The organism is Nocardia donostiensis (genome assembly GCF_002081715.1).
Classification (GTDB): domain Bacteria; phylum Actinomycetota; class Actinomycetes; order Mycobacteriales; family Mycobacteriaceae; genus Nocardia; species Nocardia donostiensis.
This window is the reverse complement of record NZ_MUKP01000032.1, coordinates 18,603-37,794: the sequence shown is the minus strand read 5'-3', so window position 1 is coordinate 37,794 and position 19,192 is coordinate 18,603. Positions and strand designations below refer to the sequence as shown.

16 protein-coding genes are annotated in these 19,192 nt (G+C 68.4%); 1 reads left to right on the top strand and 15 read right to left on the bottom strand.

The window, feature by feature from the left end:
* Nucleotides 1–34: 34 nt before the first annotated feature.
* From ftsZ to B0T44_RS19130, 15 genes are all read right to left on the bottom strand, one after another.
* The gene (gene ftsZ, locus B0T44_RS19205; protein WP_077121526.1) at nucleotides 35–1,333 is read right to left on the bottom strand and encodes a cell division protein FtsZ; all 1,299 of its coding nucleotides are present in this window, start codon (nucleotides 1,331–1,333) and stop codon (nucleotides 35–37) included.
* Nucleotides 1,334–1,715: 382 nt separating this feature from the next.
* Nucleotides 1,716–2,408, bottom strand: coding sequence for a cell division protein FtsQ/DivIB (locus B0T44_RS19195; RefSeq protein ID WP_342749241.1), 693 nt, complete (start codon nucleotides 2,406–2,408; stop codon nucleotides 1,716–1,718).
* Between the two features lie 6 nt (nucleotides 2,409–2,414).
* Nucleotides 2,415–3,854 (bottom strand): UDP-N-acetylmuramate--L-alanine ligase, encoded by a 1,440-nt coding sequence (murC, locus tag B0T44_RS19190; protein WP_217697575.1) that lies wholly within the window; start codon nucleotides 3,852–3,854, stop codon nucleotides 2,415–2,417.
* A gap of 98 nt (nucleotides 3,855–3,952) precedes the next feature.
* A complete protein-coding gene (gene murG, locus B0T44_RS19185; protein WP_081512341.1) occupies nucleotides 3,953–5,116 on the bottom strand; it encodes an undecaprenyldiphospho-muramoylpentapeptide beta-N-acetylglucosaminyltransferase in 1,164 nt (387 codons plus the stop codon).
* 23 nt (nucleotides 5,117–5,139) lie between these two features.
* Nucleotides 5,140–6,555 carry a putative lipid II flippase FtsW gene (gene ftsW, locus B0T44_RS19180; protein ID WP_077121520.1) on the bottom strand — a complete coding sequence of 472 codons (1,416 nt, stop codon included), beginning with the start codon at nucleotides 6,553–6,555 and terminating at the stop codon, nucleotides 5,140–5,142.
* Nucleotides 6,552–8,003, bottom strand: a complete 1,452-nt coding sequence (murD, locus tag B0T44_RS19175; protein ID WP_077121518.1) for a UDP-N-acetylmuramoyl-L-alanine--D-glutamate ligase — start codon at nucleotides 8,001–8,003, stop codon at nucleotides 6,552–6,554. The genes ftsW and murD overlap by 4 nt, the downstream gene beginning before the upstream one ends.
* A gap of 49 nt (nucleotides 8,004–8,052) precedes the next feature.
* On the bottom strand, nucleotides 8,053–9,129 hold the full coding sequence (gene mraY / locus B0T44_RS19170) for a phospho-N-acetylmuramoyl-pentapeptide-transferase (RefSeq protein WP_077121516.1): 1,077 nt from the start codon (nucleotides 9,127–9,129) through the stop codon (nucleotides 8,053–8,055).
* Complete coding sequence (locus B0T44_RS19165; protein ID WP_077121514.1) at nucleotides 9,126–10,634, bottom strand: UDP-N-acetylmuramoyl-tripeptide--D-alanyl-D-alanine ligase; 1,509 nt, start codon at nucleotides 10,632–10,634, stop codon at nucleotides 9,126–9,128. Before B0T44_RS19165 ends, mraY begins: the two co-directional genes overlap by 4 nt.
* A complete protein-coding gene (locus B0T44_RS19160) occupies nucleotides 10,631–12,235 on the bottom strand; it encodes a UDP-N-acetylmuramoyl-L-alanyl-D-glutamate--2,6-diaminopimelate ligase (RefSeq protein WP_081512332.1) in 1,605 nt (534 codons plus the stop codon). The genes B0T44_RS19165 and B0T44_RS19160 overlap by 4 nt, the downstream gene beginning before the upstream one ends.
* An 89-nt stretch (nucleotides 12,236–12,324) precedes the next feature.
* Nucleotides 12,325–14,217, bottom strand: a complete 1,893-nt coding sequence (locus B0T44_RS19155) for a peptidoglycan D,D-transpeptidase FtsI family protein (RefSeq protein ID WP_077121512.1) — start codon at nucleotides 14,215–14,217, stop codon at nucleotides 12,325–12,327.
* Complete coding sequence (ftsL, locus tag B0T44_RS19150; RefSeq protein WP_139795331.1) at nucleotides 14,214–15,167, bottom strand: cell division protein FtsL; 954 nt, start codon at nucleotides 15,165–15,167, stop codon at nucleotides 14,214–14,216. The genes B0T44_RS19155 and ftsL overlap by 4 nt, the downstream gene beginning before the upstream one ends.
* Nucleotides 15,168–15,272: 105 nt before the next feature.
* Nucleotides 15,273–16,268, bottom strand: a complete 996-nt coding sequence (gene rsmH, locus B0T44_RS19145) for a 16S rRNA (cytosine(1402)-N(4))-methyltransferase RsmH (RefSeq protein ID WP_342749245.1) — start codon at nucleotides 16,266–16,268, stop codon at nucleotides 15,273–15,275.
* A 239-nt stretch (nucleotides 16,269–16,507) separates the two neighbouring features.
* Nucleotides 16,508–16,939: a division/cell wall cluster transcriptional repressor MraZ gene (mraZ, locus tag B0T44_RS19140; protein ID WP_077121823.1), complete on the bottom strand. Its 432-nt coding sequence runs from the start codon at nucleotides 16,937–16,939 to the stop codon at nucleotides 16,508–16,510.
* 458 nt (nucleotides 16,940–17,397) lie between these two features.
* Nucleotides 17,398–17,826: an SCO2097 family morphological protein gene (locus tag B0T44_RS19135; protein ID WP_077121825.1), complete on the bottom strand. Its 429-nt coding sequence runs from the start codon at nucleotides 17,824–17,826 to the stop codon at nucleotides 17,398–17,400.
* A gap of 124 nt (nucleotides 17,827–17,950) precedes the next feature.
* On the bottom strand, nucleotides 17,951–18,391 hold the full coding sequence (locus B0T44_RS19130) for an SAV_6107 family HEPN domain-containing protein (RefSeq protein ID WP_245839713.1): 441 nt from the start codon (nucleotides 18,389–18,391) through the stop codon (nucleotides 17,951–17,953).
* Nucleotides 18,392–18,575: 184 nt separating this feature from the next.
* On the opposite strand from B0T44_RS19130, the gene B0T44_RS19125 reads away from it, so the two are divergent.
* Nucleotides 18,576–19,187 (top strand): GNAT family N-acetyltransferase, encoded by a 612-nt coding sequence (locus B0T44_RS19125; RefSeq protein WP_077121829.1) that lies wholly within the window; start codon nucleotides 18,576–18,578, stop codon nucleotides 19,185–19,187.
* The last annotated feature ends 5 nt before the right edge of the window (nucleotides 19,188–19,192 follow it).

Genomic DNA, 19,192 nt, shown 5'->3' with positions numbered 1-19,192 from the left:
CTAGTAGGCGCAGCCGGGTGTAAGCCCTGGCTGCTCAGCGGCGCATGAACGATGGGACGTCGACGTCGTCGTCGTCATCATCGTCGCCGGGTTCCTGCGACTGGAACTGGCTGCGGCTGCTGTACGAGGAGATCGGATCGGCTTGCGGCCGGGTCCGTTCGGTGTCGCGGTAGCTGGGTACAGGACCGCGTGTCGAGGTGCCCGTGCTTGCGGCGGAACCGATCTCGGTGGGCCGCGCGGCGGGTGTCTCGCCGGTGCGGCTCGCGCCGAGTTCGCTCGAACGGCTCTGGCCGAGCTCACCGGACCGCGACTGACCGAGCTCGCTCGCGCGCCCCGAGCTGAGGGAACCGCGGGCGGCTGCGCTGTCGAAAGTGCGTCGCGCCGGGCCGCCGCCGTCGAAACCGGCGGCAATTACTGTGACGCGCACCTCATCTCCGAGCGAATCATCGATCACGGTGCCGAAGATGATATTCGCCTCGATATGAGCTGCTTCCTGTACCAGCGAGGCCGCCTCGTTGATTTCGAACAGGCCGAGATCGGAACCGCCCGCGATCGAGAGCAGTACCCCGTGCGCGCCGTCCATCGATGCTTCCAGCAGCGGCGAGTTGATCGCCGCCTCGGCCGCTTTCACCGAGCGGCCCTCGCCTCTGGAGGAGCCGATGCCCATCAACGCGCTACCCGCGCCGGACATCACGCTTTTGACATCGGCGAAGTCGACGTTGATCAGACCGGGGGTGGTGATCAGATCGGTAATGCCCTGAACACCGTTGAGCAGCACTTCGTCGGCGGAGCGGAAAGCGTCCATCAGGCTTACTGCCGCATCGCCGAGCTGCAGCAACCGATCGTTGGGGATGACGATCAGCGTGTCGCACGATTCGCGCAGCATATTGATGCCCACCTCGGCCTGGTTGCCGCGCCGCTTGCCCTCGAAGGAGAACGGGCGGGTGACGACGCCGATGGTGAGCGCACCGAGTTTGCGCGCAATACTGGCCACGACGGGCGCGCCGCCGGTGCCGGTGCCGCCGCCCTCGCCCGCGGTCACGAAGACCATATCGGCGCCCTTGAGCACCTCTTCGATCTCGTCCTTGTGGTCCTCGGCGGCCTTGCGGCCCACCTCCGGGTCGGCCCCGGCGCCCAGCCCGCGGGTGAGTTCCCGGCCGACGTCGAGTTTGACGTCGGCATCGCTCATCAGCAGTGCCTGAGCGTCGGTATTGACCGCGATGAACTCGACTCCCTTGAGTCCCTGTTCGATCATCCGGTTGACGGCGTTCACGCCGCCGCCGCCGATACCGACGACCTTGATCACTGCAAGGTAGTTGTGCGGGGGCGTCATGGGCTCTCGCCTTCCTTCGATCCAAAGCCTGTCGTTTTCGGATTCTCGGCACCGAACCGCGCGCCAGGGACGGACCGTCCCGTCGGCACGCGGCTCGGGCAAACCCTAAAGCTCAACCATAGGGTTGTCGTTATGTCAAGTATCCGACTGGTGCGGAACGCTATTCGCAGCCGACACGATCCGCCCGCAGGCGCGCCGAGACGAGAACCAGAAACTTGCGTGATCTCGCTCGTGCCGGCACACCGTACGTCGTACCGTGATCGGTTGCCCCGTAACAAGCATCCACGTCGGCGAACGCCTCCCGCACCCCCATCCGGCGCCCGTTGATCACCGAAAACATGCCGAGCACAAGCGGTGTCGAACCGAGCGCGATGGGTGGCGATCATTTTACCGTGACCAGACTGGGACTCGACACATCGAATACGGTTCCCGGCTGGGTCAACAGCGGCATGACCACCGCGGATTTGCGCTCGGCGTCGTCGCTGCTTCCCCACACTACCGTGCGGCCGTCGCGCAGTTTCAGCGAAATATCCGAAACCGACCCGGCGGCAACCTCGTCCACCTGCACGTTCAACGCGGGCGGTAGCGCGGCCACCACCTCGACCGCGGCCCGGGACACCGGATCGGTGCTGCCGGGATGCTCGGTGAGTAGACGCGGCACACCGATCGGCGCGGGCTCGACAGCGTACTCGACGCCCGCGGCGTCCAGCAGATGCGCGCCCTGGGGACTGTCGTAGTACAGCACCGGCGTTCGTTCGGTAACGGTCACCTGAACCGTCGACGGGAACATTCGCTGCACACGTACCGAACCTACCTTCGGGATCGTCGCCACTCGCTCCGCGATAGCACCGGTATCGACCCGCAGCACCGACAATCCGTCCGGGATCCGGAGTAGCTGCCGCACCTGGTCTTCCGGCACCGTGGTCAGACCGCTGACGCGCACCTCCCGCACAGCAAGCGCGGGCGTGAACCACGCGACCGCGCCCAGCGTCACCATCAGGCACACCACCGGCAACGCCCACATCCGGATCCCGCGCCACCCGATCGCACCGAACAGTTCGGCTCCGGATCGCACTGCCGGTCACCGCCCGTACTGCGGACGCGCGCGTAGTCCGTCCAGGATCTGAGAGCCGAGCATGGTCACATCGCCTGCGCCCATGGTGATCACCACATCACCGGGCAATGCCAGTCCCGCGACCTGCCTGCCCACCCGCGACATATCCGGTTGGTAATGCACCGGTTTGGTCACCGCCTGGGCCACCAGGGCACCGTTCACCCCGGGCAGCGGTTCTTCCCTGGCGCCGTAGACGTCGAGCACGACCACCTCGTCGGCCAGATCTAGCGCGGAACCGAATTCGCGGGCGAACGTTGCGGTGCGGCTGTACAGATGCGGCTGGAACACCACGATCACCCGGCCCTGCCGGGACCTGGCACCGTCCCTGGCTTCCTGTTCGACCAGCGCAGCCGCAGCGCCGAGCACCGCGCGAACCTCGGTGGGGTGATGGGCGTAGTCGTCGAAGACGCGCACACCGTTTTCGCGGCCGGCGAACTGGAAGCGGCGGTGCACTCCCCCGAAACCTTCCAGCCCCTGGATGATTTCGTCGATATCGGCGCCGGATGCCTGCGCGGCGAGCAGCGCGGCCAGCGCGTTGAGCGCCATATGCCTGCCCGGTACCGACAGCCGCAATGTACGCGGCGCCGGTTCGCCTGCCAGCTGGAATTGGGCCAGCCCGCCGACATCTCGTGGTTCCCAGCTGTGCAGCCGCGCACCGACGGGAACCGGTGCGTCGGCCTGCTCGCCGGAGCCGTAGCCGAGTACCCGAATACCCCGCTGGGTCAGCCGATTCCGGACCCGCCCTGCGAGTGCGAGCGCACCGGGATCGTCCAAGCACACCACCAGCAGCCCGCCGGGGGCCAGTCGGTCGGCGAAATCGTCGAACACCTGGACATAAGCCTCGTCGGAACCGAAGAAGTCCAGGTGATCGGACTCGATATTGGTCACCACCGCGACATCGGGGTCGTATTGCAACAGCGACCCATCGCTTTCGTCGGCCTCGGCGACGAAGATATCGCCGCTGCCGTGGTGAGCGTTGGTACCCGCCTCGTTGAGCTCGCCGCCGACAGCGAACGACGGGTCGAGACCGCAGTGCTGCAGCGCAACGATCAGCATCGAGGTGGTCGAGGTCTTACCGTGCGTACCCGAAACCAGCAGGGTGCGATGCCCGTTCATCAGCGACGCGAGCACCGCGGGGCGCAGCAACACCGGGATATCCCGGCGGTGCGCCTCCACCAGTTCGGGGTTGGTCTTCGGGATCGCCGCATAGGTGGTGACCACTACGGTGGGGCCGCCGGGCAGCAGATCCAGCGCGGCGGCGTCGTGACCGATACGCACCTGCGCGCCCCGTGCCCGCAGGGCGAGTACGCCGCGGCTCTCCTTCGCATCCGATCCCGATACCGCGCCACCGCGGGAGAGCAGGATACGCGCGATACCGGACATACCGGCCCCGCCGATACCGACCATGTGCACCCGCCGCAGTTCCGGCGGTAGGTCCGCGCCGCTGCTCGTGTCGGCGGCCGAACCGGAAACCGGGGAGACCTGGGCGCCCCGCTGCTCGTCGGTCACCGGTTCGCCACCCGCAGCACGATGCGCGCCACCTCGTCAGCCGCATCACGATGGCCGGCGCCTGCGGCGGCTCGGCCCATCTCGTTCAGCCGTGCGGGGTCCATGAGCAGCGGAATCACCTCATCGATCACGTACCGGGGCGTCAATTCTGAATCAGGGACAATTCTGCCACCCCCGTGGGCTACCACGGGCCGGGCATTGAGTTCCTGCTCGCCGTTGCCGTGCGGCAGCGGCACGTACACCGCGGGCAGACCGACTGCCGATACCTCGGCCACGGTCATCGCCCCGGACCGGCAGACCACCGCGTCGGCGGCGGCGTAGGCCAGATCCATTCGGGAAAGATACGGTACGGCGACGTACGGCGCATCAGGCGACACCGTGGCCAGTTCGAGTGTGTTCTTCGGGCCGTGTGCGTGCAGCACCGAGATACCGGCCGCCGCCAACTGCTCCGCTGCCCCCGATACCGCTTCGTTGAGCGAGCGCGCACCCTGGGAGCCGCCGAACACCAGCAGCACCGGCCCGCTCGCGGGCAGCCCGAAATGCGCACGCGCTTCGGCGCGCAACGCGGCCCGGTCCAGTGAGGTGATCGCCGAGCGCACCGGGATGCCGACGACATCTGCGTCCAGCCCGGAACCGGGGACCGCAGCCAGCACCCTGGCGGCGCGGCGGGCGCCCACCTTGTTGGCGATACCGGCCTTGGCGTTGGCTTCATGGACCACCACCGGCACTGCCCGCCTGCGCCGCAGCGCCCCGCGACCGGCAGCCAGGTAGGCGGGCAGCGCGACGTATCCGCCGAACCCGACGATCACATCGGCATGTACGGCGTCGATGATCGCCCTGGCTTCGGCCACCGAGGCCCGGACCCGACCAGGCAGCCGCAGTAGATCGGCGGTGGGTTTACGGGGCAGCGGGACCGGCGGGATCAACTCCAGCGGGTAGCCGCGCGTGGGAACCAACTGGGTTTCCAGGCCGCGCTCGGTGCCAAGTGCGGTGACCCGGATGGCCGGATCGATGCGGCGCAGCGCATCGGCGACGGCCAGGGCAGGCTCGATATGACCTGCGGTGCCGCCGCCTGCGACGATCACCGACAGCGCGGAACCGTCCGCGCGCCGGCCCGCATCCGTCGACTCTCCGCCCCGGCCCGCACCCGTTTCCGGGATATCGTTCGCGGACTGGCTTGCACTCACCTGGATCTTCCCCGTTCTCTTGCGTGTTTGACCGGATAGTTCGGCTCCCAGGCCCTGGTGGCCCGGAGTGAGCCGGTGCTGCGGCTGTTGGCCGCGCGTGTTCGGGCTGGGGTTCGGGGCGCGGACTGCCTGCGTTCCCCGCTTCGGCCGCGCGGGGCGGAACGGGTCCGGGCTTCGGCGCGGGCCGGGACGTACACCTCGGGTTTGGGCAGCCGCAGCAACCTGCTGACCCGGCCGTCCTGGCCTGCGTGCAGCGCGGCAACGGCTTCGGGTTCGTGCCGGGCGGCGTTGGCGATGATCCCGAACATCAGCAAGGTGATCGCCAGCGACGAACCGCCCGCCGACACCAGCGGCAGCTGCAGACCGGTCACCGGCAGCAAACCGACCACGTAGCCGATATTGATCAAGGCCTGCCCGGTGATCCAGGTGGTCGCGGTCGCGGTCAGCAGGCGCAGGAACGGGTCCACCGAGCGGGCGGCGATCCGCAGGCCCGTGTAGACGAACAGCGCGAACAGACCGAGCACCAGCGCGCAGCCGAGGAAGCCGAGCTCCTCGCCGATGATGGCGAAGATGAAGTCGTTGTGCGAGTTGGGCAGATAGTTCCATTTGGCGCGGCTCTGGCCGAGTCCGCGGCCCCAGATCCCGCCGTCGGCGAGGGAGAACATCGCCTGCCGCGCCTGATAGTTGATGCCCTGCGGGTCGTCGGTCGGGTTGAAGAAGGCACGCATCCGGTCGGAGCGGTAGCCGGCCGACAACGCGAGCACACCGGCGGCGAGCACACCGGCGATCATGATGGTGACGAACAGCCGCACCGGCAGGCCACCGAACCACAGCAGGGCAGCCAGCACGATGCCCACGGCGATGGTGGTCGACAGGTTCGGCTGCAACACGATGAGCAGGCACACCAGCAGGCCTGCGGGCACCAGCGGCACCAGCAGGTCCTTGAGGGGGGCGTGCTCCGCGCGCCGGGAGACCAGCAGATGCGCGCCCCACACCACGAAGGTCACCTTGACGACCTCCGACGGCTGCACCGAGAACAGCCCGAGGTCGATCCAGCGCCGCGCGCCGTTGGCCTGCGTTCCGATACCGGGGATCAAGACCAGCACCAGGGCGAGAACAGACAGCGCGAACAGCGGGAACGACAGCTGCCGCAGCCATTTCAACGGCACCCGCAACGCGAGGTAGAACAGCACAGCGCCGACACAGGCGAACAGCGTCTGCTGAATGAACAGCGAATACGGCGAACCGCCGTCGGTGTAGGCCTCCACGCTCGATGCCGACAGCACCATGACCAGCCCGAGCACCGTGAGCAGGATGGCGATGGTGACGATCAGGTGAAACGACGCCAGCGGACGCGCCAGCCAGGCGCCGAAGCGGCCGAGCTGCGGTTGCCGAGCGCCGCGCGGGCTCATAACCGCCGCCCGAGGTCCTCGTCTTCCAGGGCTTGCACCGCGGTGGCGAAGCTGCGACCACGGTGGGCGTAATCAGCGAACATATCCAGCGACGCGGCCGCGGGCGCCAGCAGCACGGTATCCCCGGGACCGGCGAACTCGGCCGCCGCGCGCACCGCACGGGTCATCACAGCGTCGGCATTGCCGGAACCATTCGTGTGGCCGCCCATGCCTGCATGGTCTCCCGTGCTCACTTCGACGACGGGGACCTGCGGCGCGTGTCGCGCCAACATGGCCGCGATGCGCGGGGCGTCGACACCGATCAGCACCGCGCCGATCAGCCGGTCGGCAACCTCCTCGATCAGCTCCTCCACGCTCGCACCCTTGAGCTGTCCGCCCGCGATCCACACCACATGCTGGTGGGCCAGGATCGAGGAACGCGCCGCATGCGGGTTGGTGGCTTTGGAATCGTCGACGAACACCACGCCGCCCAGCTCACGCACCAGCGCCGCACGGTGCGGGCCGACCTTGTGCTCGACGAGTCCTTCGCGCACGAACTGGGGCGCGACGTCGATGGCCCGGGTCAGCGCCGCAGCCGCCAGCGCATCCGCGATACCCGCCGGCCCGGGCGGGCTGATCTCGCCGGCCTCGGCCAGGATGGCAGCCTTGGTGAAGGCGCGGTCGAGCAGTTTGCCGTCGACCACGCCCAATTCGCCGTCGGCGGGAACACCGACACGGAAACCGACGGTACGGCGGGCCTTGGAACGACGCGCCAGCGACGCGGCCACCGGGTCGTCGAGCCCGACGACCCCGACCCGGCCGAGTAGCGCCCGCGCTTTCGCAGCGGCATAGGCGTCGAGACCACCATGCCAGTCCAGATGATCCTCGGCGACATTGAGCACCACACCGGCCTCCGGCCGCACCGACGGCGCCCAATGCAGCTGGAACGACGACAGTTCCACAGCGAGCACCTGCGGTCCGGGATTGCGGCGCAGCGCGTCCAGGATGGGCAGCCCGATATTGCCGCAGGCGACGCTGGCGATACCGGCCGCGCGCAGGATCGAATACACCATCGAGGTGGTGGTGGTCTTGCCGTTGGTGCCGGTGACCACGAGCCATTTACGAACCGGCCCGTAGATCCTGGCCTGATCGACCCACCAGGCGAATTCGACATCGCCCCATACCGGAATACCTTCGGCCACCGCCGAGGCCAGCACCGGAGAGTCGGGCCGCCAGCCCGGGCTGGTGATCACCAGCGCGAACCGGGACCAGGTAGCGCTTTGCGAAGCCTCCAGTTCGGCACTGGTGGCCACGTCCAGGCCCAGTTCCGCCGCCTCGGCCAGTGCCGTGGCGCCGCTGTCGGTGACCACTGGGCGGGCGCCGATATCGAACAACGGTTCCACCAGCGAGCGTCCGGAGACGCCCCATCCGGCGACCAACACGTCGCGGCCACGCAGGAATTCCAGCATCGGACCCGGTGAGCGCAGAGCTCGCGGAGAATGTTCGACCATCGTCAATTCACCCGACCGCCGAGAGATATTCGCTGTAGAACAAGCCGAGACCGACCGCCGATGCCATCGCGGCCAGCAACCAGAACCGGATGATCACCGTAGTCTCTGCCCATTTGCTGAGCTCGAAATGATGGTGGAACGGCGCCATTTTGAACAATCTGTTGCGCGTGGTGCGGAACACCGCCACCTGCAGCACCACCGAGGCGGCCTCGGCGACGAACAGCGCGCCGATGACGATCATCAGCAGTTCGGTGCGGGTGGTGATGGAGATACCCGCGATCAGGCCGCCGAGGGCCAGCGAACCGGTGTCGCCCATGAAGATCTTGGCGGGCGCGGCATTCCACCACAGGAAGCCGATACACGCCGCGGTACCCGCCGCGCAGACCAGGGCAAGGTCCAGCGGGTCACGGACGTTGTAACAGCCGGTCTCCGGTTTGGTCTCGCAGGCGTGGTAGTACTGCCAGAAGGTGATGATGACGTAGCCACCGAGCACCAGGCTCATCGAGCCTGCGGCCAGGCCGTCCAGACCGTCGGTGAGGTTCACCGCGTTGGACCAGGCCACGACGACCAGGCAGACGAACGCCAGGAACACGATCACGCCCATCGACACCGTAGTGATATCGCGGACATACGACAGATGCGTGCTCGCGGGCGCCAGCCCGCTCTCCCCGCGGAACTGCAGGGCGAGCACACCGAAGGTAACCGCGGCCGTGAGCTGCCCGATGTATTTGCCCGCCGCGGTGAGGCCGAGGTTGCGCTGTTTGCGGATCTTGATGAAGTCGTCGATGAACCCGACCGCACCGAGCGCGGTGGTCAGCCCGAGCACCAGCAGCGCCGAAGCAGTGGGACCTTCGGCGTCGTAACCGATCCCGATCAGATGCGAACCCAGGTACCCGGCCCACATACCGATGATGATGGCAACACCGCCCATAGTGGGCGTACCCCGTTTGGCCTGGTGGCTGGCCGGGCCGTCGACCCGGATCTCCTGGCCGAAACCCTGTTTGGCGAAGATGCGGATCAGCAGCGGTGTCAACAGGATCGACACCGCGAGCGCGATCCCCGCCGCGAACAAAATCTGTCTCATCGCACTGCCTCCGCGCTACCCCGCCCAGCTGCCTGCCGGTCGCCGGTCACATGCTCGGCGACGGCCCACAGGCCGACCGACTGCGAAGCCTTGACCAACACCACATCGCCTGCCTCCAGCTCGTCGTCGAGCAGCGCGACAGCCGCCTCGATATCGGGGACGAGGACCGATTCCTCGCCCCATGAGCCTTCCATCACCGCCCCCTGATGCATCGCCCGGGCGGGTCGTCCGGTGCCGACCACCACGAGCCGGTCCACGTCCAAGCGGACCGCCAGCCGCCCGATCCGGTCGTGTTCGACCACCGATTCCTCGCCGAGTTCGGCCATTTCACCGAGCACCGCCCAGCTGCGCCGCGGTTCTCCTCCCGCACGCGACATGGTGACCAGGGCTTTGAGCGCGGCGCGCACGGAATCGGGGTTGGCGTTGTAGGAGTCGTTGACAACGGTGACGCCTGCCTCGGTGGTTCGCACATCCATCCGGCGGGCCGAGGCAGCGTGGGCGCCGGACAGAGCGGCGGCAACGGTGTCGATATCGGCGCCGCATTCCAACGCCACGGCCGCGGCCGCGAGCGCGTTGCCCACCTGATGTTCGCCATGCACCGCCAGGCGCACCGCCGTGCTGCCCGCCGGGGTGTGCAGGGTGAAACGCGCGCGGGCCTGGTCGTCCAGGGTGATATCGGTGGCCCGGATATCGGCATTCGCGGACTGTCCGGCCATGACCACCCGGGCCGGGGTGCGGCTCGCCATAGCGGCAACCTGCGGATCGTCGGCGTTCAGCACAGCCAACCCGGTCCGAGGCAGCGCTTCGACCAATTCGCCCTTGGTCGCCGCGATCGCCTCCCGGCTGCCGAATTCGCCCAGATGCGCCGTGCCGACATTGAGCACCACACCGATGGACGGCGGGGCGACCTGCGCCAGGGCAGCGATATGGCCGGGTCCGCGGGCAGACAGCTCCAGCACCAGGAACCGGGTCGACGCGTCGGCACGCAACGCCGTCCATGGATGGCCGAGTTCGTTGTTGAACGATCCGGGCGGGGCCACGACCGGGCCGAGCGGGGCCAGCACGGCCGCCAGCAGATCCTTGGTTGAAGTCTTACCCGAGGATCCGGTGACGCCGACGACAGTCAACCCGCCTGCGGCGAGCCGTTGCACACTCGCCCTGGCCAATGCGGCCAGCGCGGCCAGCACCGCGGCCCCCGAACCGTCCGAATCCCCGGCCAGCACCAGCGAACTCGACGGAGTCGGTTCGGTCGCGGGGGGAACCACGATCGCGGGCACTCCCACCGGCCGGGCCGCCAGCACCGCGACCGCACCTGCCTCGATCGCTGCGGCCGCGAAATCGTGGCCGTCGGCGCGCTCACCCGGCAGGGCGAGGAATACATCACCGGGACCGACACGGCGCGAATCGAATTCGACCGAACCGGTCACCGTCACCTCCGGGTCGTCGACGTCGTGCAGCGTGCCGCCCACGACGCCGGCGATATCCCGCAGTGTCATCTCGATCATGAAAACGTCAAGTCCTCCGCGTCCGTGCTCTGCGGATTCCGCTGCCGGAGCGATTCGATAGCCGCCGCGAGCACCTCGCGGTCGTCGAACGGATATTTCACGCCGTGGATCTCCTGCCCTGCCTCGTGTCCCTTACCGGCGACCAGTACCACGTCCCCCGGACGCGCCCACTCGACCGCGGCGCCGATGGCAGCGGCCCGGTCGCCGATATCGCGAACCCGGCCGCGTTGACCGGCGGGAACGGTCTCCGCACCCGCGCGCAGCGCCGCCCGGATGGCGGCCGGGTCTTCGGAGCGGGGATTGTCGTCGGTGATGATCAACAGATCGGCGCCGCGTGCGCTCGCCGCGCCCATCAACGTACGTTTGCCGGGGTCGCGGTCGCCGCCCGCGCCGACAACCACGGCGAGCCTGCCCGCACTGCCGGTATCGGCCAAGTGCGCGCGCAAGGTGGCGATCACCGATTCCAAGGCGGCGGGCTTGTGCGCGTAGTCGACCAGCGCGAGGAACTGCTGTCCGCGCTCCACCCGCTGCATCCGGCCCGGCACGTCCACCATCGCCAGCGCGGGCGCGGCGATCCGCGCCGCGACACCGGTGGCCGCGCATACGGCGACGGCGAGCAGACCGTTGGCGACGTTGTAACTCCCCGGCAGCCGCAGCCGCACGTCGACTTCACCACCCGGACCGACCGCGGTGAACTCCTGTTCGCCGCCGCTTGCGCGGGCAGGTGCGGCCAGGTGCCAGTCGGCCTGACCGGTCGTCGACACCCGCACCGGTTCTCCGAGCTCATCGGCGAGCCTGCGGCCCCACGCGTCGTCGACACAGATGACCGCGGTGCGCGCCGCCACCGGCGAATCCGGTGCGAAGAGCCGCCGCTTGGCGGCGAAATAGTCCTCGAAATCGGCATGAAAGTCCAGGTGGTCCTGCGACAGGTTGGTGAATGCGCCGACCGCGAAACGCACCCCGTCGACGCGGCCGAGCGCCAGCGCGTGGCTGGACACCTCCATCACCACCGCGTCGACGCCCTGCTCCACCATCAGCGCGAACATGGCGTGCAGCTGCGGCGCCTCTGGCGTGGTCAGAGCACTCGGCACCCGCTTGCCGCCGATCCGGGTTTCGATGGTGCCGATCAGTGCGGTGGCCAACCCGCCTGCGGCCAGACCCGCCTCCACCAGATACGAGGTGGTGGTCTTGCCGGACGTGCCGGTGATACCCACGATGCGCAGCCGGTCCGAGGGATTGCCGTAGACGGCGGCGGAGAGCTCGCCGAGCACCGCGCGGGGCCGTTCACGCACCAGTACCGGTACGCCGAGCTCGCCCGCCAGTTCCGCGCCCTCGGCATCGGTGCACACGGCGGCGGCGCCGCGTTCCACGGCGGCACGGGCGAAGCGGGCGCCATGTGCGCGGGAACCCGGCAGCCCGACGAACAGGTCACCAGGCAGCACGGCCTCCGACCGCTGCTCGATACCGGTGATCGCGATCCCTGCCAGCTCTTCGGCCAGCGGCGCGCCGGATCGGGCGTCGATCAGTTCCAGCAGGTCGGACAGCGGCGTCGACGGCGGCCTGACCGGCCGGAGCGCATGCTGGCTGGACTGCGCGGGCACAGGGTTCCTCTCTGTGATGTGGAGCGCGTACTAGAACGACGAGTCAGGTTACCGACGCCCCGGTTCGGGCGGGCACGCGGTTCACCGATTCACGGTGCCTGCAGCACCAACTGCTTCGCCGGTTCGATGGACGGCGGGATGCGATCACGCTGCAATACCCAGGAGGCGATGTTGTGGAACAGCGGCGCCGCGGACTGGCCGCCGCTGCCGTCGGCGCTGCGTACCGGCGCATCCAACATCATCCCGATCACGTAGCGGGGGTTGCCGGCGGGGACCATTCCGGCGAAGGTGATCCAGTGCGACGAGGTCGAATAGCACTGGCAGGCCGGGTCCACTTGCTGAGCGGTGCCGGTCTTGCCTGCGATCCGATAGCCCTCGACAGCGGCCGCGGGGCCTGTACCGGTCTGCACGCCGGTGGGGTCACTCTGGGTGACAGCCTGGAACATGGTGCGCAGGGTGCGTGCCGTCTCCGCGCTCACCACCCGCACACCCTCCGGGGTCGGCTCCTCGGTGCGGGTACCGTCCGGGGCGATCTGGGCGCGGACGATCCGCGGCGGAACCCGCACACCGTCGTTGGCAATCGCCTGATACATGCCGGTCATCTGCAGGGTGGTCATCGAAAGGCCCTGCCCGATCGGCAGGTTCGCGAACGTGCCGCCGGACCACTGGTCGCGGTCGGGCACCACACCGGAGCTCTCACCGGGCAGCCCGACCCCGGTCCGTCTACCGAGGCCGAAACGGGAGAGCATATCGGCGAACCGGTCCTCACCGACCCGCTGGGCCAGCATCAGCGTCCCCACATTCGACGATTTGCCGAAGATACCGGTGGTCGTCAACTCCATGGTGCCGTGTTCCCAGGCGTCGCCGACGGTCACCCCGGCCATATGGATCCGGCCCGGCACCTGATGCACCTCATCGGGTGAGGTCAGCCCGTATTCGATGGCCGCCGCCGCAGTGACGATCTTGTTCACCGATCCGGGTTCGAACGGCTGCGTCACCGACGGGTTACCCAGGTCGGCCGAAGCCCAGTACTGGGGTCCCAGCGCCGGGTTGAAGGTGTTGTCGTTGGCCATCGCCAGTACCTGGCCGGTCTTGGCGTCCAGCACCACCGCGGAGGCCGATCGGGCGCCGGACTTGTCCTTGGCCTGCTGCACCTGCTGTTGCACGTAGTACTGCAGATACGAGTCCAAGGTCAGTTCGACCCCATTGCCGTCGACGGCGGGCTGGCGGTCGCGCCAGCTGCCGGGAATGACCGCGCCGTCAGAGCCGCGGTCGTAGGTGTGTGAACCGTCGGTGCCCGCCAGCACGGAATCCATCGCCGATTCCAGTCCGATCTGGCCGTGCCCATCCCACCCGGTCGCGCCGACGACATTGGCGGCGAGCGAACCGCCGGGGTATTCGCGCAGGTCCTGGCGTTCCGCGCCGACTTCGGGGAATTCGTCTCTGATCTCGCCCGCGATCCGGGGGTCTACCTTGCGAGCGAGGTAGACGAAGGTTTCGTCACTGCGCAGCTTGCGCAGCAGTTCGTCTTCCGACAGACCCCCCAGCCCCTTGTCACCCAGCTTCCGGTGGATGGTCGCGGCGATATCGCGCAGCCGCTGCTCCGGGTCCGGGGCGGTGTCGTCGGTGGCCTTGGCTTCGGCGAGGTCTTTGCGCACCCGGACCGGTTGGAAGGTCAGGGCTTGCGCGATGATCGTGAAGGCCAGTGATTTCCCGTTGCGGTCGGTGATGGGGCCTCGGGTGGCGTGTTCGATCTTGTGAGCGGTGCGCTGGCTGGCCGCCTGCGCAGAAAGGCCAGGCGCGGCAATACTCTGGATCCACAGCAATTGCAGCGCCACGACCACCAGCGCCACCAGCATCACCACCCGGCCGACGCCCAGCCTGATGCGTAACGGCCGGTCGAGCACGGGCGCGGCCGTGCCCCTCGGCCTCGGGGCCGAGGATCCACGCCCGCGGCGCGGCGCGGAACCGGAACGCTTCATCGGGATCCCTCACCAGCCGCGGGCAGCGGGCCGGCCGCGATATCGGCCGCGGGAGCGGGCCGCGCCTGCACCGGCTCGCCGCCGCCCGGCTGCCCCTGCCCGGGTCCGGCTGGGGCGGGATGCGGTGCCTGCTCGCCCGCGCCCTCGGCGGCGGGCGGAATTGCGTTCGCGGGCGCCTGCGGTGCGGGGCCTTCCGGTTGCGCAGGTGGCGGTACCGGATTCGGGGCGGCCTGCTGTGGATCACTGCCTGCGGGGGCGCCACTGGGCGCGACCTCGCCGGACGGGGTGGGAGTGTCGCCGGGCGCTGCCTGATCCGAGTCCTGCTGGGCTTCCGCGGGTGGGGCTGCGCTGACCCGCTCGTCGCGCCCCGGCTCCGGCTGCCGCGACGTCGTGACCGGCACGATCCGCTCCCCGTGCGGCGACTGACCCCGCGGCGCGGGCGACGTCGGCGACGGGTTCAGGGGCGGTACGGGCTGCCCGTGGGCTGGTTCGGGTTCACCGATCACGGTGACCGTGCCGTCCGGCGCCACCATCAGGCGAGCAGGGTCGGTGGCCGGGATCATGCCCAGTTCCCTGGCTCGGGCGGCGAGTTCGGGCGCCGAATCGGCCACGGCCACTTCTCGTTGGAGGGCGGCCCGCTCGTCGGCCAGCGCCTGGTTGACTTCCCTGGCATCGCTGAGCAGATAGCTGTCCTCGGCCGCCCGGGTGGTCAGCAACAAAGTCAGTGCGAGACCACAGCCGAGCATGACCAGGATCGCCGCGACGAACGGGATCCGCCCGGCCATCCCGTTTCCCGAGCGCATGGGCAGTATCGAGCCCCCCGGCTGTCCTTCGGCACGCGTGCGCCGGCGTGTATACGCCCGCTGTGCGGCACCGGATTTCACTCGTTGCGCCGCCTGCACGCGCCGCGCCACCCGCCCCATGTCACCGCTACGTGTCCGCACACTCATGCCGTGCTCCCCCCGGGCCGGCGTGTCCGCACGATCGGACGCAGCAGTGATCCGCGATCGTTCATTCGGCCTCCTGTTTTCTTGCGGAACACCCGCCTCCGGTCGTCATCGCTGTTCCCTCTGCGCGATCCGCTCGGCCGCGCGCATCCGCACCGGCGCCGCACGCGGGTTGTCCTCGATCTCGCGTTCGTTCGCCTGCTCGGCGCCGCGGGTGAGTATCCGGAACTCCGGCCCCATTCCGGGCAGTTCCACTGGCAGGCCGATCGGCGTGCGGGACGCAGACCGTTGCGCCAGTTCCTGTTTCACCACCCGGTCCTCGAGCGATTGATAGGACATGACGACGATCCGCCCTCCTGGACGGAGCGCGTCCAGTGCCGCAGGCAGCGCCGCCCGCAGCGAATCGAGCTCGCCGTTGACCTCGACCCGCAATGCCTGGAAGGTCCGCTTGGCCGGATGCCCACCGGTACGACGGGACGCGGCGGGAATGGTGTCGTAGAGCAGCTGCACCAGTTCACCACTGCTGCGCAGCGGCTGCCGCGCGCGGCGGCGCACGATCTCGGCGGCGATACGGCCGGCGAAACGCTCCTCACCGTAGGCTTTCAGCACTCGGGCGAGTTCGCCGTGGCTATAGGTGTTGAGTACATCGGCGGCGGTGATGCCGGTGGTGGGATCCATCCGCATGTCCAGCGGCGCGTCCACCGAGTACGCGAAACCGCGTTCGGCGGAGTCCAATTGCATCGACGAGACCCCGAGATCCATCAGGATGCCGCTGACCGAGCCCGTGACGGGCAGACCGGCCTGGGCCAGCGCGTCGGTAATGCCGTCGTAGCGGGTGTGTATCAGGGTGATGCGGTCCCGATAGGGACGCAACCGCTCGGCCGCCGATTCGAGCGCCGCGGTATCGCGGTCGAGGCCGATCAGACGCAGCTCGGGATGGGTGCGCAGAAAGTACTCGGCGTGCCCGCCGAGGCCGAGGGTGGCGTCGAGGTAGACGTCACCGGGAGCGCCGAGTGCGGGATCGAGCAGTGCGCCTGCGCGTTCGAGCAGAACCGGAATATGACGGGAGCCGTGCCCTTCACGGTTCACCTCGACCTCCCGGATCCTGCCTCGCTTCGTCGCGCACCGTGTTCGGGTCGCCTGGTACCGCGGTGTGCTGCCGCAGACACCGCTGCTGTCGGATAGTTGCTGTGATCGCCGGCCGCTCCGATCGGAGGCCGTGCCGAATGGGAACGCTCGGGCAGATACGAATGCCGCGAGGTCTCTGACCGAAGCGGCACCTGGCGTCGGGGAAGTACGTCAGGGTCCGCGTCCGGGCAGAGGCCTCGTGGCACTCGTAGGGGCTAGAAAATTCCGCCCAACGCCTCGTCTCTTGCTTGCGCGTAGTCCTCCTCGTGCTCGGCGAGGTAGGACTCCCACGCCTGCTTGTCCCATATCTCGAGGAAATCGACCGAGCCGATCACGACGCAATCCCGTGACAGGTTGGCGTAGCGACGATGGTCCGCCGACAGCACGATCCGGCCCTGCGCATCCAGGCTTTGCTCATCTGTTCCGGCCGCGAGCGCCCGAAGGAACGCGCGAGCCTGGGGGTTGCTACGGGACGCCGAAGTAGCTCGGCGGGCGAGCACGGTGAACTCTTCCTTGGGATACACGGCAAGGCTGTGGTCCTGCCCTTTCGTGACCATCAACCCTCCCGCCAGATCGTCTCGAAACTTCGCAGGCAACGTAAGTCGCCCCTTATCGTCCAGCCGAGGTGTATAGGTACCGAGAAACATCCCGACACCCTCCTACCGGACCACCTCGGATGTGTGTGGCCGGATGGTCCGGCCGAGCGCCTTACGGCCTCTCCTGTAGTGCGCGCTCCACATTACCCCACTTTCCCCCACTTTCAATCGAAACACGGGGTGATCTGGCTCCCCGCTTCGGCGATTCCGCAGGTCACCCCAGCTATCACTAGGTGGGAGAACTTTTCCGGTGTTTTGCCTAGGCCCGCGCGTCCTCGGACCATCAGTACACTTCCACCGGGAAACTTCCAGCAAACGCCGGAATACGACCCCCTGAGCGGTGCAGTGGGGGAGGGTGGGGGGCGCTGGTGGGGCGATGTGGAAAACATCCTTGCCAGGACGCAGAAACGGCGGTGCCGCACCGGATGACCGGTACGGCACCGCCGTTGCCCGTCTGCTGGCTGAAGATTTGCCGGGTGCGCTTCGCCTTCGCTCCAGTCGTGCGCGACTCAGTCTTGTTCGAACCTGCGCCGGAAGCGGTCTTCCATCCGCTCGGTGAATCCACCGGATCGGCGCTGCCGTCCGCGCGCGCCAGGGCCGCTGGGCGAGCCGGACGCACCGGGGCGTGGCGAGTCGCCGCCGCGCTCACCCGGCTTGCGCTTGGCGCCGCCGAGCAGCAGCAGCACACCGGCGCCGAACATGACGACGAAACCGATCAAGCTGATGATCGGAAAGCCGCCGGGCTTCACCGGAGCGGCGATACCGGCGACGAGTAGGAACAGGCCGAGGACAAACAGCGCCGCGGCCTGGAGTCTGCGTCGACTCGAGGTCGTACGAAGGCGTCCGCCACGGACAGACGAGGCGAACTTCGGATCCTCAGCATAGAGCGCGCTCTCGATCTGTTCGAGCATGCGCTGCTCGTGCTCGGAGAGTGGCACGGTACCTCCCCCGGCACTAGGACGTGGCTGTCGTCTCCGGGTAGACGACAGATAACCCCTTGGCGGCTATCTGTCCCTAATGATACGAGTTCGATCAGGGCCGTACCACCTACTCGCCGATAACTCACGCCCTCGTTCCAAAGCCCTGGTCCACCACGGGCCGCAATCGGGCGGCGGGAGCTATCAGATCCTCCACATCGTGCAGGAAGGCGCCGACCCGGGAGCAGAACTCGTCGGCCTGCCCGCCGGACACCTCCCGCGGCAGCCCGGCCTCCAGTGCGGCCCTGGTATCGGATCGGGCGCTGAAGTAGTCCGACCACATGACGAACTCGGGCGCCGCGCGCTGTAACATCACCCAGGCATTGCGCGAGCGCGCACGCGGTGCCGCATCGGCTCCGGTGAGGGCGAGTATCGCGCCCGCACCCCGTAATGCGGCCAGGTAGGCGGTGCGGAACCGCTCGCGTGGGTCCTCCTCGGCTGCCGCCTGCAGCAGCAGCCCGTCGGCGCGTTGCAGTAGCATTCCCGCTCGGCCGGGCTGCCCCGGATGAACATTTCGATCCGTCATCAGCCGTCCCTTCACCGGTCGCCCCCGCCTCCGAGCAGGCTCTTGTTCCGGCGTATGGCACGCTGGCCTGACCCATGCAGCCCCTGCGGCGAAGACGAACAGGTATTCGATCGTTTGGCTCGAGCTTGAATATAGAGACGCCCACCGACAAACTTCAGGGCCCGAACGCGACCGCGAAAGAGCAATGACTGCCGTCAAGCCCAATCACACCCCCGCACCAGTCGTCGTCGACCTCTCCGTCGCCGCGCTGCGCTCGCGGCTACCCGACGCGCTCGCGGTGTATGTCGCGGCCATGGACTACCCGCGCGGCACCGAGCACCATCGCGCGCCGATGTGGACCGAACACACCACGCGGCCCGGTTGGCAGGCCGTCGCGGCGGTACTGCCCGATGATGCCGGTGCTGTCGATCTACGCAGCGCGCCCATTGTGGCCATAGGCTATGGCTACCACGGAGGCCCGCAGCAGTGGTGGCAGCAGCAGGTGCATGCCGGGATGCGGCGTTCGGGCTGGCCGGAGCATTCGGCGCGGGAACTGCTGGCCGACTATTTCGAACTCACGGAACTGCATGTGCACCCCTCAGCGCAGGGTCGCGGGATCGGCGCGATCCTGCTGCGCCGGTTGTTGCGCGACCGGCCCGAACGCGCGGTGCTGCTGTCCACACCGGAAGTGCACGCCGAGGACAACCGCGCCTGGCGGCTGTACCGGCGGCACGGATTCGATGACGTGATCAGGAATTTCATATTCGCCGGTGACAACCGGCACTTCGCGATCCTGGGCCGTCGGCTGCCGCTGTGAGGCTG

Bases quoted from the DNA above. Each gene is read 5' to 3' on its own strand.
- ftsZ (WP_077121526.1), bottom strand. From the start codon at position 1,333: ATGACGCCCCCGCACAACTACCTTGCAGTGATCAAGGTCGTCGGTATC.
- murC (WP_217697575.1), bottom strand. From the start codon at position 3,854: ATGGTCGGTATCGGCGGGGCCGGTATGTCCGGTATCGCGCGTATCCTG.
- ftsW (WP_077121520.1), bottom strand. From the start codon at position 6,555: ATGAGCCCGCGCGGCGCTCGGCAACCGCAGCTCGGCCGCTTCGGCGCC.
- murD (WP_077121518.1), bottom strand. From the start codon at position 8,003: ATGCTGGAATTCCTGCGTGGCCGCGACGTGTTGGTCGCCGGATGGGGC.
- mraY (WP_077121516.1), bottom strand. From the start codon at position 9,129: ATGAGACAGATTTTGTTCGCGGCGGGGATCGCGCTCGCGGTGTCGATC.
- B0T44_RS19165 (WP_077121514.1), bottom strand. From the start codon at position 10,634: ATGATCGAGATGACACTGCGGGATATCGCCGGCGTCGTGGGCGGCACG.
- B0T44_RS19155 (WP_077121512.1), bottom strand. From the start codon at position 14,217: ATGAAGCGTTCCGGTTCCGCGCCGCGCCGCGGGCGTGGATCCTCGGCC.
- ftsL (WP_139795331.1), bottom strand. From the start codon at position 15,167: ATGAGTGTGCGGACACGTAGCGGTGACATGGGGCGGGTGGCGCGGCGC.
- mraZ (WP_077121823.1), bottom strand. From the start codon at position 16,939: ATGTTTCTCGGTACCTATACACCTCGGCTGGACGATAAGGGGCGACTT.
- B0T44_RS19130 (WP_245839713.1), bottom strand. From the start codon at position 18,391: ATGACGGATCGAAATGTTCATCCGGGGCAGCCCGGCCGAGCGGGAATG.
- B0T44_RS19125 (WP_077121829.1), top strand. From the start codon at position 18,576: ATGACTGCCGTCAAGCCCAATCACACCCCCGCACCAGTCGTCGTCGAC.